Here is a 14,702-nt window from a genome sequence, read left to right on the forward strand (position 1 = left end):
AAAGGGTGTTGGCCATCGGGACTAAGATGAGGGCAATCTCATCAAGTGAAGGTGCCAGTCATGAACATTGCCCGCCCTCTTTCCCTGCTGCTTTGCGCCGGTGCGCTGGCCATGGTCCCGACCCCGTTCGGAATGTCGGCTGCCGATGCCGCCGCGCTTGGGCAGTCGGATGACCCGGCACCCGTGACTGCCGATGAACGCGCAATCGTTGTGGAGCAGCTCGCTGGGCTGCTCGAGGAACGATATGTCTTCGCCGATGTCGGGCATCAATATGCGGCCGCGCTGCGCGGCAAGCTGGCGGCGGGCGCCTATGACGACCTCACCGACGTGCACGAATTTTCGCGCCAATTGACCCGCGACATGCGCGAGGTCAGCCGCGACCGGCACTTGCGCGTCGGCTATCGCCCGCCGCGCGATGATGAGGGCGAGAGGCCGCGCATGGGCATGCCGGGGCCCGACTATAACGGGCTGACGCGCAGCGGCTGGCTCGCCGATGGCGTGGCCTATATGCGCTACGACGCTTTCCCTGGGAACGAGACCACGCTGGAGGCCACGCGCGCGGCGCTGGCAGACTATGCGGGCGCTGAATCCCTCATCATCGATGCCCGCGCGCATCGCGGCGGTTTCCTGAGCGAGATGGACATCCTGTTCGCCGAGCTGTTCGCCGACCCGCAGGACCTCGTGATCATGCAGATGCGCGAGGCCGTGGCTTCAGGCAGCGGGGCCCCCATGCTGGAAAGCGCGCGCAATGGCGATGTGCGCCTGCGGGAGACCGACGCCCCTGATGGCCTCGTCTACCTCACTCATTACACCGCGCCTGCGACAGGCGGCGCATCGCTGGCCGACACCAAGGTTTATCTGCTGACGTCCAAGGGGACTTTCTCGGCTGGCGAGCATCTTTCTCTGGTGCTCAAGCGCACCGGGCGCGCGACGTTGGTCGGCGAAGCGACCGGTGGCGGCGCGCATTTCGGCGGCGGCGAATTGCTCGGCACGCGCTTCGGGACGTTCATCCCGCATGGCCGCACTTTCGACCCTGATACGGGAGAGAGCTGGGAAGGCACCGGGGTCGCGCCCGATATCGAGGTCGAGCGCGAGGATGCCTTGGCGGAGGTACTGCGGCTGGAAGGGGTCGAGGCGGACGCGGAAACCCTGCTCGCCGCGCTCGACTAGGCGGCGAGCGCTTCGGCGATCAGCTTGCGGGTTTCCTCGATGCCGTAAAGCGCGATGAAGCTACCCATGCGCGGGCCTTGGCTCGAGCCGAGCAGGGTCTCGTAAAGCGCCTGGAACCAGTGGCGCAGCGTCTCGAATTCGTAATTTTTGCCGACCTCGAAGACGATGTTCTGGATGTCTTCGCCCGTCGCATCCGCGGGGAGCGCTGCAAGCTTCTCGTCCAGCTCCTTAAGGGCATCGACTTCCTGCCCGACCGGCGCACGGCGCGCGAGGCCGGGTACGACGAAGTCGCGGGCATAATTGACCGCAAGGCCGATCAGCTTGTCGAGTTCAGGATCGCTCTCGGGCGAGGATTCAGGCGCATAGCGCTGCACGAACTTCCAGGCGATGTCCTTGTCCTGGACGCCGGGCAGACTGACGAGGTTGAGGAGCAGGCCGTAGGTCAGCGGCAGCGTCTTGTCGGGCACGCGTCCGGAATGGACGTGATGCACCGGATTGCCGAGCTTCTTCTCGATCGGCTGGTTGTCATAATTGCCGCGAAACTGCCAATATTCGTCGACCGCGCGCGGAACGAGGCCGAGGTGGAGATTCTTGGCCTTCTTGGGCTCGCGATAGATGTAGAATGAGAGGCTCTCTTCGCTGCCATAGGTCAGCCATTCCTCGATCGAGAGGCCGTTGCCCTTCGACTTGGAAATCTTCTCGCCATTGGCGTCGAGGAACATCTCGTAGATCATGCCCTCGGGCTTGCGGCCGCCCAGTACCTTGGCGATGCGGCCTGACTGGACGCCGCTATCGGTCAAATCCTTGCCGTACATTTCATAGTCGACGCCAAGGGCGACCCAGCGCATCGCCCAGTCGACCTTCCACTGGCACTTCGATTGGCCGCCCAGCGCCGACTGTTCGACGGTGCTGCCATCTTCGTCGGTGAAGCGGATCGTGCCGGCGTCGGCATCGACGATCTCGACCGGAACCTGGAGGACGCGACCGGTGGTCGGCGAGACAGGCAGGATGGGCGAATAGGTGGCGCGGCGCTCTTCGCGCAGCGTCGGCAGCATGATGTCGAGGATCGCCTGGTTCTGGCGCAGCACGGTGCGCAGCGCATCGTCGAACGCGCCGTTGTTATACTTGTCAGCAGCCGAAGCGAATTCGTAGTCGAAACCATATTGGTCGAGGAAGCGCTGCAGCAGCGCATTGTTGTGCGCGGCAAAGCTCTCGTCATCCGTGTCGAACGGATTGGGGATGCGGCTCAGCGGCTTGCCGAGATTGTCGGCCAGCATCTCGCCATTGGGCACGTTGTCGGGCACCTTGCGCAGGCCGTCCATGTCGTCCGAGAAAGCGATGAGGCGGGTGCGGCCATCTTCGGGCGCGTAGCCCATCAATTCTTCGTAGGCGCGGCGGACCATCGTGGTGCGCAACACTTCGTTGAACGTGCCGATATGCGGCAGACCCGACGGGCCGTAGCCCGTTTCGAACACGACCGGCTCCGCTTTCCCCTCGGGGAAGCGTTTCGCAATGCGCTTGGCCTCTTCATAGGGCCAGGCCTTGGAGTTGCGGGCAGCGGCGGAAAGTTCGTCTCGGTTCAACATGGCGTGGCGATTATCGCGCTTTGTGCGCCGCATCAACCGTAACGGAGTGCCTTAGTCCTTGAGGATCGTCTCGGCCTGCGGCTTGTGAGCGGCGATCTCTTCTTCAGACAGTCCGCAAATTTCATGCGGGAAGACGAGCCAATCGTCGCATTCGTGGACGTGATAATCGGGCTTGAGGTCGGTCTGGTTGCGGCTGGGCTTGTAATAGACCGTGGCGATGCGCGTCTCGCGCGGCATGTTGTGGCGGCAGCGGGCGCGGAGTTCCTCGAGGAAGGCCTGGATCGATTTGCCGGTGTCGAACACGTCATCGATGACGAGCAGGCGGTCTTCGGGATTGAGCGTGTCGATAAGGTAGCCGAGCGCAAAAACCCGCACTTCCTTGTCCTGCTTGTCGATGCCCGAATAGGAGGACGTGCGGATGGAGATGTGATCGCAATCCTGGCCGTGGAACGCGAGCAGTTCCTGGACCGCAATGCCGACCGGTGCCCCGCCGCGCCAGATTCCGACGAGATGGGTCGGCGCGAATTCGCTCTCGAGCACTTGCCGCGCCAGCTTGAAGCTGTCGGCGAGCAATTCGTCGGCGCTGATCCAGACCTTGTGGCTCACAGCGACGCGATCCTGTCGAGGTGGCGCTGGCGCACGTCGGCGTCGATCAGCGCGCCTTCAAAGCCGTTGCGGGCAAGGGTCAGGATTTCCTCGCGGTCGAGGTCGAGCGCGTCGGCGATGGCTTGGAAATTGTCGTTCACATAGCCGCCGAAATAAGCGGGATCGTCGCTGTTGATGGTGGCGCGCAAGCCCGCATCGAGCATCTTGCGTACCGGGCTGTCCTCGATCCGGTCGATGACGCACAGTTTGAGATTGGATAGCGGACAGACGGTGAGGGTGAGGCCCTCATCGGCGATACGCTGCGTCAGCGCGGCATCTTCGAGCGCGCGGTTGCCATGGTCGATACGGCGGACCTGCAGCAAGTCGAGCGCCTCGTGGACATATTCGGGCGGACCCTCCTCGCCGGCATGGGCGGTCGGGAAGAGCCCCATGGCACGCGCCTTGGCGAAGACTTTTTCAAACTTGCTCGGCGGGTGGCCGACTTCGCTTGAGTCCAGCCCGACCCCGTGAATGCGATTCAGCCATGGCTTGGCCTGTTCGAGCGTTTCGAAGGCCGCTTCCTCGTCGAGATGCCGGAGGAAACACATGATCAGGCGGTGGGTAATGCCGAGTTGCTCCTCGCCATCGTCGAGTGCGCGGGTGATGCCCTTGATGACCGTGTCGAAGGCAACGCCGCGCTCGGTATGGCCCTGCGGATCGAAGAAGATCTCGACATGGACCACGCCGTCCTGATGGACGCGCTTCAAGTAAGCCATGGTGAGGTCGTAGAAATCCTGCTCGTGGAGCAGCACGCTCATCCCCTGATAGTAGATGTCGAGAAAGTCCTGCAGGTTCGAGAAATCGTAGGCGGCGCGGACCGCCTCGACGCTGTCGAAGGGGATTTCCACCTGATTGCGCTGGGCAAGTTCGAACAGCAATTCGGGCTCCAGCGAGCCTTCGATATGGAGGTGCAGTTCGGCCTTGGGCAGGGCCTCGATGAGCGCGCGGCGATCGGCGGGCGTGAAGGTCTCGGTCATGGCGCGGCAAGCTGACGCAAGCCGGTCGCGCCGTCAATCTGCCCACAAGGACTGTTGCCCTTTCGTTCTCGTGACTTAGAAGATTTCACATGAGTCTCCTGCCGCCACTTCCCGCCCTGCATGCGACCCATGCGGGTATCTGGGTCGCCGACCCGGAGGGGCAGGTGCGTTCGGTCGGGCGAGGCGAAGCGATGAAGCTGGCGGCGGAGACGCCGCACCTCATCCTCAACGCGCCGTTGGTGGGCGGACGGTTGGGGACCGGCGAACTGTCGGGGCTCGATTTGTTGGAGCTGTTCGCCTTCATCCATCCGGCGCGCTTTGCCGTGCCGACGGTGAAGGGGATGGCGCGCGCGGTCGGGATCGATCTGCCTGCTGATGACGAAGCGGCGGTGCTGGCATTGAAGGCGATTGCCGAGGCTTTGGTGGCGCGCACCAAGGAGCCGGACTGGGCGGAGCGGGAGGGGGCGTGGACGGTCAACCTTGCATTGTCGCGCAATGGGTGGACCTGGTCACCGATCCTGACGGCCCAACTGCAGACGCCGGGCGAGATGGAGCGCAGCCTGTTCACGCGCCTGCCCGAATGGGACGAGCATGCCGAGGCAAGCCAGCCGCGCACTGTGCGCGTCGATGAAGTTGAGAGCCTGCAGCGGCTCGATCGCTTTCTCGGGACAGGTGCGGAGGCGCGCGAGGGCCAGCGAAAGATGGCGGCGGAGATCGCGCCGGTCTTCGATCCGCGGCCGCGCGCCGGGCAGCCCAATGTGCTGCTCGCCAATGCGGGGACGGGGATCGGCAAGACATTGGCCTATCTCGCCCCCGCGACGGTCTGGGCGGAGAAATCGGGCGGGACGGTCTGGGTGTCGACCTACACCAAGGCATTGCAGCGGCAGCTCGATGCCGAAGGGCCGCGGATCGAGCCGGACCCCGCCGCGCGGAAACAGCGGATCGTCGTGCGCAAGGGGCGCGAAAATTATCTCTGCCTGCTCAATCTCGAAGATGCGATGCAGGGCGGCTTTTCGGGCCGTGCGGCGGTGTTGGCGCAGCTGGTGGCGCGCTGGGCGGCCTATTCGAAGGATGGCGACATGGTCGGCGGCGACATGCCCGGCTGGTTGCCGAGCCTGTTCAGGCGCGCCGGCGCGACCGCGCTCACCGACCGACGCGGCGAGTGCGTCTATGCGGGCTGCGCGCATTATCGCAAATGCTTCATCGAACGCGCCGAGAAAGCGGGGCGCGAGGCCGACCTTGTCATCGCCAACCATGCGTTGGTCCTGATCGGCGCGGCGCGGGGGCGGCCCGATGCGCCGAGCCGGATCGTGTTCGACGAAGGGCATCACCTCTTCGATGCGGCGGATTCGACCTTTTCGGCGGCGCTGACGGGGCGCGAGGCGATCGATCTCAGGCGCTGGGTCATCGGCCCCGAAGGCAAGCATCGCGGGCGGCGACGGGGGCTGGCGGCAAGGCTGATGGACCTTGCCAGCTATGACGAGGAAGGCAGCCAGGCGATCGCCGATATTGTCGAGGCAGCGGGCAAATTGAACAGCGAAGGCTGGCTGGCGCGGATCGGCGAGGGCGACCCTTGGGGACCGTTCGAGAAGCTGTTCGCGGCGGTGCGCGACATGACCTATGCGCGGGCGAAGGCGCAGGATGCGGGCTATGGGCTCGAGACCGAGATGGTCGAGCCTGACGGGCCCCTGGTCGAGGCGGCAAGTGCGGCGTTGGAGGCGTTGGAAGCGCTCGCCAAGCCGATGGCCAAGTTGTCGCAGCGGCTGGAAGCGGTGCTCGAGGATGCGCCCGACTGGCTCGACAGCCCGGCACGTGCGCGGGTCGAAGGGGCGATCAATTCGCTCGGCTGGCGGCGCGACGAGATTAGCGGCTGGATGGCGATGCTGGGGCGCGTCGGCGGGCCGGCCGATCCCGATTTCGTCGACTGGCTGGCAATCTACCGCGTCGAGGGGCGCGAATATGATCTTGGCCTGCATCGCCATTGGCTTGATCCGACGCGGCCGTTGGCCAAGGCCGTGATCGAGCCGTCGCATAGCGTGGTCGTGACCTCGGCGACGCTGAAAGGCGCGGAGGATTGGGACGAGGCGGACCAACGCACCGGCGCCGTCCATCTCGACGCACCCGTCCGCCATTTCGAGGCGAAGAGCCCGTTCGATTATGCGGGCCAGACGCAGGTGCTGGTGGTCAATGATCTTGGCCGCGACAATATTCCGGCGCTGGCGGGCGCCTATGCGCGGCTGATCGAGGCGGCGGGCGGCGGGACGCTGGGGCTGTTCACTGCGATCAAGCGGCTGCGAGCGGTGCATGCGCGGATTGCCGACCGGCTGGCGCGCGCGGGACTGCCGCTCCATGCCCAGCATGTCGATCCGATCGATACCGGCACGCTGATCGACATGTTCCGCGACGATCCCAAGGCGAGCCTGCTCGGCACCGATGCGCTGCGCGACGGGGTCGATGTACCTGGGGATTCGCTGCGGTTGGTGGTGATGGAGCGCGTGCCATGGCCGCGTCCGACGGTACTGCATGGCGCACGGCGGCTGGCGGGTGGCGGCAGCGGCTATGACGACAAGGTCGTGCGCGCCAAGCTGGCCCAAGCCTACGGCCGACTTGTGCGGCGCGAGGGTGATGGCGGCTTCTTCGTGCTGCTCTCGGCGGCCAGCCCGTCGCGGCTGATGACCGCTTTTCCCGAAGGCGTGTCGGTCGACCGCGTGCCGCTAGAGGAAGCCGTGGCGCGGATTGCCGACCGCACCGCGTTTCGGGTAGCCTCGGAACGTAGCAAGGAAGGAGTGGGGGACGATGCCTGAGCTCTATCTGTTGCGTCATGCAAAGTCCGATTGGGGGGATCATCGCCTCGCCGATATCGACCGGCCTTTGTCGCCGCGCGGGGTGAAGGCGGCAGCGCAAATGGGTGCCTTTCTCCAGGATATCGCGCCGCCCGACCTCATCTGGGCCAGCAATGCGGTGCGCGTGCAGCAGACGGTGTCGGGCCTGCGCAAGGCGTTTCCCGAACTGCCCGCGCCAGTCACCGTGCCTTCGATCTATGGCGCGAGTTATGCCGGGCTGCTCGACCTCGTGCGCCAGGCGCGGTGCGACCGGCTCATGCTGGTGGGACATAATCCCGGCATGGAGGAATTGGCGACGCGGCTTACGCGCGGCAGCAACGGGCCGGGACGATCGGTGATGGTGCGCAAATATCCGACTGCGGCGCTGGCCGAGATCCTGTTCGATTGCCAGTGGAGCGAGCTCGATACGGGAATGGCGGAGCTGAAGCGCTTCACGCGCCCCAAGGACCTCTAGGCGTCGAGCGCGCGCGCGATGCGGGTGCGGATCGCCTTCAATGCCGAGAGATCGTCGAGGACCGGCTCGCCACCGCCCTCGCGCAGCGCCTTTTGCGCGCCCTTCACCGTATAGCCTTCGCGGTTGAGCAGCTGGTCGATGCGGCGAACGATCTCGACGTCCGACGCGCGATAGTAACGACGGTTACCGGCCCGCTTGAGCGGCTTCAATTGCGGAAACTTGGTTTCCCAGTAGCGCAGGATGTGCTGGGCGATGCCCAGCTCTTCGGACAATTCACCGATCGTGCGAAAGGCGTCGGGGTCCTTGTCCAACGTCTCGCCTAGCCGGCGATCTTGTCGCGCATGATCTGGCTGGCGCGGAAGGTCATCACGCGGCGCGGCGCGATCGGCACTTCGACCCCGGTCTTGGGGTTGCGACCGATACGCTCGCCCTTGTCGCGCAGCACGAAGCTGCCGAAGCCCGAAATCTTGACGTTTTGGCCGTCCGAGAGCGAATTGCACATGTGATAGAGGACGCGCTCGACCAGCGAGGCCGACTCCGCGCGGCTCAGGCCGAGCTTCAGATGAACGACGTCGGCGAGATCCGCGCGCGTCAGCGTCCCGGTCTCGTCCTCACTCATGCTCGCAGCGCGTGCAACACCCAAATCGGCCATTTCCTTCTCCCGCCCCTCTAGCGACCTTTAAGGAGATTAGGTCGCGGACTCAAAAACTTAGGTCAGCCCGGAGGACCGACTCGCGGTAACCTTGCGCAATTTACGTGCAAGTTCAATAGCGAAGCGCGGCTGCACCCCAAGTTAGGCCGCCGCCCATGGCTTCCATGACCACCATGTCGCCCTTTTTGATGCGTCCGTCGCGCACTGCGACATCGAAGGCGAGCGGGACCGAGGCAGCCGATGTGTTGGCATGCTGGTCCACCGTGACGATGACTTTGGCGGGATCGAGGCTCAATTTCTTGGCGGTCGCATCGAGGATGCGCGCATTGGCCTGGTGCGGCACGACCCAGTCGATATCCTCGGCGGTGAGGCCGGCGGCTTCCATCGTCTCGTTCAGGACCTCGGCCAGGTTGACGACGGCATGGCGGAAGACTTCGCGGCCGCGCATGCGGACATGGCCGACCGTTTGCGTGGTCGAGGGGCCGCCATCGACATAGAGAAGTTCGTTATGCTGGCCCGCGGCATGGAGGCGCGTGGCGAGGATGCCGCTATCGCCGTCCTGCGCTTCCAGCACGAGCGCGCCGGCGCCGTCGCCGAACAGGACGCAGGTGGCCCGATCGTCCCAGTCGAGAATGCGGCTGAACGTTTCCGCGCCGATCACCAATGCGCGCTTGGCATTGCCGCCACGCAGCATCGAATCGGCGACCGTCAGCGCATAGAGGAAACCGGTGCACACGGCGGCAACGTCGAAGGCGATGCAGTCTTCGATGCCGAGATTGGCCTGCACGCGCGTTGCGGTTGCCGGAAAGGTCTGGTCGGGCGTTGCCGTGGCGAGCACGATGAGGTCGATATCGCTGGCCGCGATGCCGGCCGTCTCGAGCGCCTTTTTCGCCGCGTCGGTGGCGAGGCTCGAGGTCGTCTCAGTCTCGTCGGCGATATAGCGCTGGCGGATGCCGGTGCGCTCGACGATCCATTCGTCCGACGTGTCGACGCGCTTGGCCAGCTCGTCATTGCTGACGCAATTCTTTGGGAGGGCGCTCCCGGAACCCAGGATCACGCTTTTCGATGTCACTTGGCGGCCTCTGGCATATTGCCTTGGTGGCTTCGGAAATTGTCGAGATCGTCGCGGATCTTGGCGGTTATGTCATTGCGGACCATCGAGCCGGCGACCGAGATGGCGTTGGCGACGCCCTTAGCGCTGGCGCTGCCGTGGCTTTTCACGACGATGCCGTTCAAACCAAGGAAGACCGCGCCATTATGGTTGTTGGGGTCGAGATGGACCTTGAGCAGGCGCATGGCGGGCTTCGAGATGAGGAAGCCGATGCGGCTCCGGAGGCTCGACTTGAAGGCGCCGCGCAGCAGGTCGGTGACGAACCGGGCCGTGCCCTCGGCGGTTTTCAAAGCGATATTGCCGGAGAAGCCGTCGGTGACGACGACATCGACATTGCCGCGCGCGAGCTGGTCGCCTTCGGTGAACCCGGCGAAATTGAGGGGGAGGTAGTCGGCATCGCGGAGCATCTGCGCCGCATCCTTCAATTCCTCGGTGCCCTTGAGCTCTTCGGTGCCGATGTTGAGCAGTTTCACGCAGGGCTTTTCATTGCCCATGACGGTGCGCGCATAGGCCGAGCCCATGACCGCGAACTGGACGAGATTGTTGGCATCGCACTCGGTATTGGCACCGAGGTCGAGCATTACGAGATCGTCATCCTTCAATGTCGGGAGCAAGGCTGCAAGCGCCGGACGGTCGATGCCTTCCATGGTGCGCAGCGCAAGCTTGGAGATGGCCATCATCGCGCCGGTATTGCCGCCCGAGACGGCGGCATGCGCATCGCCTTCCTTCACGGCGGCGACGGCTTCGCCCATCGACGTGCCCTTGGCCTTGCGGATCGCCTGGCTGGGCTTGGCATCACCTTCGATGACGCCTTCGCAGTGATGGATCGTGGAGACGCGATTCAGCTTTTCGTACCGCTTCAATTCGGCGGCGATACGATCTTCGTCTCCGTAGAGATCGAACCTTAAGTCCTTGTCGCGGCGGCGGGCGAGGGCGGCACCTTCGACCATGACCGATGGGCCGATATCTCCGCCCATCGCATCAATTGCGATCCTCGGTTTTGCCGCCACCCTGCCGCGTGCCTGCTAGGACCTAGTCTTCGGGCGCGATGATTTCGCGGCCATTATAGTGGCCACAGGCGTCGCACATATGGTGCGGGCGCTTGAGTTCGCCGCAGTTCGGGCACTCCTGGAACGCACTCGGCTTGAGCGCGTGGTGGCTGCGACGCATACCCTGCTTGGAGGGCGTGGTTTTTCTCTTAGGGACGGCCATGACGGCACCTTCATCTAACAGTCAAAAAAAATGAGCGACTCATCCGCGCCCCAATCATGCGGACGCAGGGACGGTCGCTGGCTGGGGCGTCCTATAACGGATATCGGGCGTGATGCAAGCATATCGCTACCCCTTTTGCAGGGCTGCATCGCCAACGAAGGGATTCGAGGCGCGTTCGGCCCCGAAAGTCGACATCGGACCGTGCCCGGGGACGAATCGGGTGTCATTCCCTAGCGGCCATAGCTTGGTCGTGATCGCGTCGAGCAGGTCCTGGTGATTCCCGCGCGGGAAATCGGTGCGCCCGATCGATCCCTTGAATAGGACGTCGCCGACCAGAGCGAGCTGCGATTCGGCATTGTAGAAGACGACATGGCCGGGCGTATGGCCGGGGCAATGGTGGACCGAGAAGGTGAGTTCGCCGACCGTCACTTCGTCGCCATCGACCAGCCAGCGATCGCTTTCGAAACTGGCACCCGGCACGCCATAGCGCGCGCCATCTTCCGGCAGGCGGTCGATCCAGAAGCGGTCATCCTCGTGCGGTCCCTCGATCGGCACGCCCAATTCCTTGGCGAGCACGCCGGCCTGGCCGCAATGGTCGATATGGCCATGGGTGAGGATGATCTTCTCCAGCTGAGCGCCCGATTGGTCGAGCGCCGACTTCAGCCGGTCGAGATCGCCGCCCGGATCGCAGAAAGCCGCCTTGTTGGTCTTGGTACACCACAGAAGCGTGCAATTCTGCTGGAGCGGCGTCACCGGGATGATGGCGGCCTTCATGGGCGGTTCGATGGGATCGGTCATGGCGGGCGGGCTTAGTCCTCAAGCGGCGCCATGTCGATGAGCGGATCGGTGCTACGCTTCATGTCGCGGCTGACCGCCTCGGCCTCGCGCATGACGCGCAGGACGTTGCCGCCGACCAGCTTGGCGAGATTTTCATCGCTCCAGCCGCGCGCGACGAGTTCGGCCAGCAAGTCGGGATAATCGTCGACCGAATCGAGGCCGGCGACGGTCATGCTGATGCCGTCGAGGTCGCCGCCAATGCCGACATGGTCGTAGCCGGCCACCTTGGCGACATGCTCGATATGGTCGGCAACGTCGGAAATGGTGGCGGTGGGGGCGGGATTGGCCTCCATCCACGCATCTAGTGCGGCGCGGCCTTCCTCGCTCGGCTGACCGTCGACCATCGGATATTGCTCCATCAGTCGTTCGATCTCTGCGCTGCGACGCTCGCTCCATGCGCCGACATCGGCATTCACGAATTGGGGCACGAAGGTGACCATGACGACGCCGCCATTATCCTTGAGGCGCAGAAGCACATCGTCGGGCACGTTGCGGACATGGTCGGTGACGCCGCGCGCCGAAGAGTGGCTGAAGATGACCGGGGCCGAGGTAACGTCGAGCGTGTCGTGCATGGCATCGGGGGTCACGTGGCTCAGATCGACCAGCATGCCGACGCGGTTCATCTCGCGGATGACCTGCTTGCCGAAATCGGACAGCCCGCCATGGACGGGATCGTCGGTGGCGCTGTCGGCCCAGCCGGTCGTGCGGCTGTGAGTCAGGGTCATGTAGATGGCACCGAGCCGCTTGAACTGGCGCAGTGCGGCGATGTTGCCGCCAATCTGGTGCCCGCCTTCGATGCCGGCCATCGAGGCGATACGGCCGCTGTCGAACACTTCCATTACCTCGTCGGCGTCATGGGCCCAACCGAAATCGCGCGGATAGGCCTCGACCAGGCGGTCGACGATATCGATCTGGTCGATGGTGGTGCGGATGGCCTCGTCGCCGGTCGTGTTGGCGGAGATGTAGACCGACCACATTTGCGCACCGACGCGGCCGGCATGCATGCCCTCGATATCGGTCATGTAGGGCGTGTCGGCCTCGAGATCGTCGATCGCCCGGTTGGCGCGAAAGCGCAGCGCGATGGGCAAATCGTTATGCCCGTCGATGAGCGGCGTTTCTGCCAGGATGCGCTCGATCCGCGCGGCGGCGTCGGGATCGATCCCGTCGGCAGCCATGGGGGGATGCGCCGCGGCGAGCGCGGCGGCGGTCGACTGAGGGGTCGACGCGACCAGGGCCGCGGCGAGAGTGAGGTTCAACAAATCTATTCTCCCGCTTCGTCTTCGAGCATCAGGTCCTGCCAGAACGCGATGGCAGCCCAGCCATAATAGTCGGCATTTTCCTTCTTGCGGAAGCCATGGCCTTCATTTTCGCCGACGAGATACCAGACGTCCTGCCCGTTGGCGCGGACGCGTTCGACCAGCTGGTCGGCCTCCGATTTGGGTACGCGCGGGTCGTTGGCGCCCTGGATGACGAAGAGCGGGTCCTCGACTTCCTCGATGCGATTGAGGGGCGAGATTTCCTCGAGCTTGGCGCGCTGTTCGGGATCGCGCTCATCGCCATATTCGGCACGGCGAAGGTCGCGGCGATAATCTTGCGTATTTTCGAGGAAGGTGACGAAGTTGGAGATGGCGACGTTGCATTCCGCGCCGACCAGGCGGTCCTTATAGGCGAGGATGGAGGCGTAGCACATATAGCCGCCATAGGAGCCGCCGCGCACGCCGATGGCATCGCCGTCGATTGCCGGATCGGCCTGCAGCGCATCGAGGAAGGCGCCGATATCCTTGACGCTGTCCTCGCGCAGGAAAGGCCCGTTATCGAGGCTGACGAAGCGGCGCCCAAACCCGGTCGAGCCGCGCACATTGGGATAGAACATGCCGATACCGAGCTCGTTCAGATAATAGTTGCGGCTGCCGAGGAAGCCGGGGCGATACTGGCCTTCCGGCCCGCCATGGATCGACACGATCAGCGGGCGCTCGCCGGGGAATTTGGCGGGATCAGGGCGATAGAGCCAGCCGGTGACCTTTTCGCCGTCGAAGCTTTCGACTTCGACCAGTTCGGCGCCGACATTGGCTTCGGGGTCGAGACCGCCGGTTTCCGACTTGGTCCAGCGGGTGACCTCGAACGTGTCGGGGTTGATCGAATAGGCATCGGACGGGCTGGTCGCGCTGGTGAAAGTGAAGCCCAGCGGCCCCCAGGGCGCGAAGTCGACGCCGCCGATAAGGCCCGGCGGCAGCGTGTCGACGCGGCGTTCCTCGCCAGTGGCGATGTCGTAGAACCAGAGCTGGCTCGACCCGCGTTCGTTGGTGACGACCGCGAGCATCGTCTTTTCCTCGTTGATATCGAGGCTGGTCACTTCCCAGCCGCCGAAATCGCCGATCGGCGCGAAGTCGCCGGTTGAGACGTCCATCGTGCCGAGCCGCTTGATGTCGCTGTCGATATCGGCGGCGATGAACCAATTTCCGTCAGCGGCCTCGGCGGCGCCACCGAACGCCCAGTCGGGCCCTTCAGGATCGCGCACCGCCATGAGCTCGCCCGTGGCGAGGTCGATCATGTAGAGGTCCATGTTGGTGACCGACGTATATTTGACGACGATGGCGTGGGTGCCGGCCTCGTTGAAGCCGCCCGGAAACCAGCCGACGCCCGGCGCTTCGAAGATCATCCGGCTGGTCGAGGGATCGTTGGGGTCCATCATATAGATGTCGCCGTCGCGCCCGTTACGCTTGGTCGAGGAGTAGAGGATCTGCGTGCCTTCCTCGTTCCAGCCGCCTAGGCCATTGCGGCTCTCGCCGTCGGTTAGGAGCACGAGATTGCCGTTTTCCCAGCGATAGAGCTGCGAGAATTCGCTGCCGCCGGCATCCTTTGAAATGACGATGGTCGATCCGGTAGGGTCGATCGAGCCGCCGACGGGTTCGGCCTCGAAGGTCAGCTGCTGGCGCATGCCCAACGGCATGGCGACTTTGTGCAGCTGGCTCACATTGCCGAAGCGCGTGCCGATCAGCATCGAGCGGTCGCTGGCATCCCAGCCGCGGAAACCGGCGGTGCGATATTCCTGGTAGGGGCGCGTCGCCTCGACGATCTCGATCGGAATGTCGGGCATGCCCGAGGTTGTGAGTTCGGCAGGCTTGGCCGCGACCTGCGCCATGGCAGGCGAGGCGGCGAGGGTGACGGCGGTGGTGGCGAGCAAGGCAGCAAGGCGCATTTTTGTAGGTCCCCTG

General features: G+C 64.4%; 14 protein-coding genes. 3 read left to right on the plus strand and 11 right to left on the minus strand.

Going from position 1 to position 14,702, the window contains the following annotated elements:
• Positions 1 to 60 precede the first annotated feature (60 nt).
• Positions 61 to 1,170, plus strand: coding sequence for a S41 family peptidase (locus NDO55_RS11250; RefSeq protein WP_252115261.1), 1,110 nt, complete (start codon positions 61 to 63; stop codon positions 1,168 to 1,170).
• On the opposite strand, the gene NDO55_RS11255 is transcribed toward NDO55_RS11250, so the two are convergent.
• The 3 genes from NDO55_RS11255 to NDO55_RS11265 are packed head-to-tail and all read right to left on the minus strand — an operon-like array spanning position 1,167 to position 4,378.
• Positions 1,167 to 2,756: a lysine--tRNA ligase gene (locus tag NDO55_RS11255; RefSeq protein WP_252115263.1), complete on the minus strand. Its 1,590-nt coding sequence runs from the start codon at positions 2,754 to 2,756 to the stop codon at positions 1,167 to 1,169. The two genes, NDO55_RS11250 and NDO55_RS11255, sit on opposite strands and share 4 nt — an antisense overlap.
• A gap of 51 nt (positions 2,757 to 2,807) precedes the next feature.
• A complete protein-coding gene (locus NDO55_RS11260; protein WP_252115265.1) occupies positions 2,808 to 3,362 on the minus strand; it encodes a phosphoribosyltransferase in 555 nt (184 codons plus the stop codon).
• On the minus strand, positions 3,359 to 4,378 hold the full coding sequence (locus NDO55_RS11265) for an adenosine deaminase (protein ID WP_252115267.1): 1,020 nt from the start codon (positions 4,376 to 4,378) through the stop codon (positions 3,359 to 3,361). The genes NDO55_RS11260 and NDO55_RS11265 overlap by 4 nt, the downstream gene beginning before the upstream one ends.
• Before the next feature lie 89 nt (positions 4,379 to 4,467).
• Here NDO55_RS11265 and NDO55_RS11270 point away from each other — a divergent pair, with 89 nt between their 5' ends.
• Both NDO55_RS11270 and NDO55_RS11275 read left to right on the plus strand, forming a co-directional pair.
• Positions 4,468 to 7,182 (plus strand): ATP-dependent DNA helicase, encoded by a 2,715-nt coding sequence (locus NDO55_RS11270; protein WP_252115269.1) that lies wholly within the window; start codon positions 4,468 to 4,470, stop codon positions 7,180 to 7,182.
• Complete coding sequence (locus tag NDO55_RS11275; protein WP_252115271.1) at positions 7,175 to 7,675, plus strand: SixA phosphatase family protein; 501 nt, start codon at positions 7,175 to 7,177, stop codon at positions 7,673 to 7,675. The genes NDO55_RS11270 and NDO55_RS11275 overlap by 8 nt, the downstream gene beginning before the upstream one ends.
• Here NDO55_RS11275 and NDO55_RS11280 read toward each other — a convergent pair.
• The 8 genes from NDO55_RS11280 to NDO55_RS11315 all read right to left on the minus strand — a co-directional run bounded on the left by NDO55_RS11280 (position 7,672) and on the right by NDO55_RS11315 (position 14,686).
• Positions 7,672 to 7,986 carry a MerR family transcriptional regulator gene (locus NDO55_RS11280; protein ID WP_252115272.1) on the minus strand — a complete coding sequence of 105 codons (315 nt, stop codon included), beginning with the start codon at positions 7,984 to 7,986 and terminating at the stop codon, positions 7,672 to 7,674. The genes NDO55_RS11275 and NDO55_RS11280 overlap by 4 nt on opposite strands.
• An 8-nt stretch (positions 7,987 to 7,994) precedes the next feature.
• Complete coding sequence (locus NDO55_RS11285; RefSeq protein ID WP_425276890.1) at positions 7,995 to 8,327, minus strand: integration host factor subunit alpha; 333 nt, start codon at positions 8,325 to 8,327, stop codon at positions 7,995 to 7,997.
• A 112-nt stretch (positions 8,328 to 8,439) separates the two neighbouring features.
• Positions 8,440 to 9,399 carry a beta-ketoacyl-ACP synthase III gene (locus NDO55_RS11290; RefSeq protein ID WP_252115273.1) on the minus strand — a complete coding sequence of 320 codons (960 nt, stop codon included), beginning with the start codon at positions 9,397 to 9,399 and terminating at the stop codon, positions 8,440 to 8,442.
• Positions 9,396 to 10,388, minus strand: coding sequence for a phosphate acyltransferase PlsX (gene plsX / locus NDO55_RS11295; RefSeq protein WP_425276891.1), 993 nt, complete (start codon positions 10,386 to 10,388; stop codon positions 9,396 to 9,398). Before plsX ends, NDO55_RS11290 begins: the two co-directional genes overlap by 4 nt.
• Positions 10,389 to 10,470: 82 nt before the next feature.
• Positions 10,471 to 10,650 carry a 50S ribosomal protein L32 gene (rpmF, locus tag NDO55_RS11300; RefSeq protein WP_252115275.1) on the minus strand — a complete coding sequence of 60 codons (180 nt, stop codon included), beginning with the start codon at positions 10,648 to 10,650 and terminating at the stop codon, positions 10,471 to 10,473.
• Between the two features lie 126 nt (positions 10,651 to 10,776).
• On the minus strand, positions 10,777 to 11,448 hold the full coding sequence (locus NDO55_RS11305) for an MBL fold metallo-hydrolase (RefSeq protein WP_279639106.1): 672 nt from the start codon (positions 11,446 to 11,448) through the stop codon (positions 10,777 to 10,779).
• Positions 11,449 to 11,459: 11 nt separating this feature from the next.
• Positions 11,460 to 12,746, minus strand: a complete 1,287-nt coding sequence (locus NDO55_RS11310) for a dipeptidase (RefSeq protein ID WP_252115276.1) — start codon at positions 12,744 to 12,746, stop codon at positions 11,460 to 11,462.
• 2 nt (positions 12,747 to 12,748) lie between these two features.
• Positions 12,749 to 14,686 carry a S9 family peptidase gene (locus tag NDO55_RS11315; RefSeq protein ID WP_252115277.1) on the minus strand — a complete coding sequence of 646 codons (1,938 nt, stop codon included), beginning with the start codon at positions 14,684 to 14,686 and terminating at the stop codon, positions 12,749 to 12,751.
• Between the last annotated feature and the right edge of the window lie 16 nt (positions 14,687 to 14,702).

This window comes from Sphingomicrobium sediminis, assembly GCF_023805295.1.
Lineage (GTDB): Bacteria > Pseudomonadota > Alphaproteobacteria > Sphingomonadales > Sphingomonadaceae > Sphingomicrobium > Sphingomicrobium sediminis.

Excerpts from the sequence above, each read along its gene's own strand:
- NDO55_RS11250 (WP_252115261.1), top strand. The coding sequence starts at position 61 with ATGAACATTGCCCGCCCTCTTTCCCTGCTGCTTTGCGCCGGTGCGCTG.
- NDO55_RS11255 (WP_252115263.1), bottom strand. The coding sequence starts at position 2,756 with ATGTTGAACCGAGACGAACTTTCCGCCGCTGCCCGCAACTCCAAGGCC.
- NDO55_RS11265 (WP_252115267.1), bottom strand. The coding sequence starts at position 4,378 with ATGACCGAGACCTTCACGCCCGCCGATCGCCGCGCGCTCATCGAGGCC.
- NDO55_RS11270 (WP_252115269.1), top strand. The coding sequence starts at position 4,468 with ATGAGTCTCCTGCCGCCACTTCCCGCCCTGCATGCGACCCATGCGGGT.
- NDO55_RS11275 (WP_252115271.1), top strand. The coding sequence starts at position 7,175 with ATGCCTGAGCTCTATCTGTTGCGTCATGCAAAGTCCGATTGGGGGGAT.
- NDO55_RS11285 (WP_425276890.1), bottom strand. The coding sequence starts at position 8,327 with ATGGCCGATTTGGGTGTTGCACGCGCTGCGAGCATGAGTGAGGACGAG.
- plsX (WP_425276891.1), bottom strand. The coding sequence starts at position 10,388 with ATGGTCGAAGGTGCCGCCCTCGCCCGCCGCCGCGACAAGGACTTAAGG.
- rpmF (WP_252115275.1), bottom strand. The coding sequence starts at position 10,650 with ATGGCCGTCCCTAAGAGAAAAACCACGCCCTCCAAGCAGGGTATGCGT.
- NDO55_RS11305 (WP_279639106.1), bottom strand. The coding sequence starts at position 11,448 with ATGACCGATCCCATCGAACCGCCCATGAAGGCCGCCATCATCCCGGTG.
- NDO55_RS11315 (WP_252115277.1), bottom strand. The coding sequence starts at position 14,686 with ATGCGCCTTGCTGCCTTGCTCGCCACCACCGCCGTCACCCTCGCCGCC.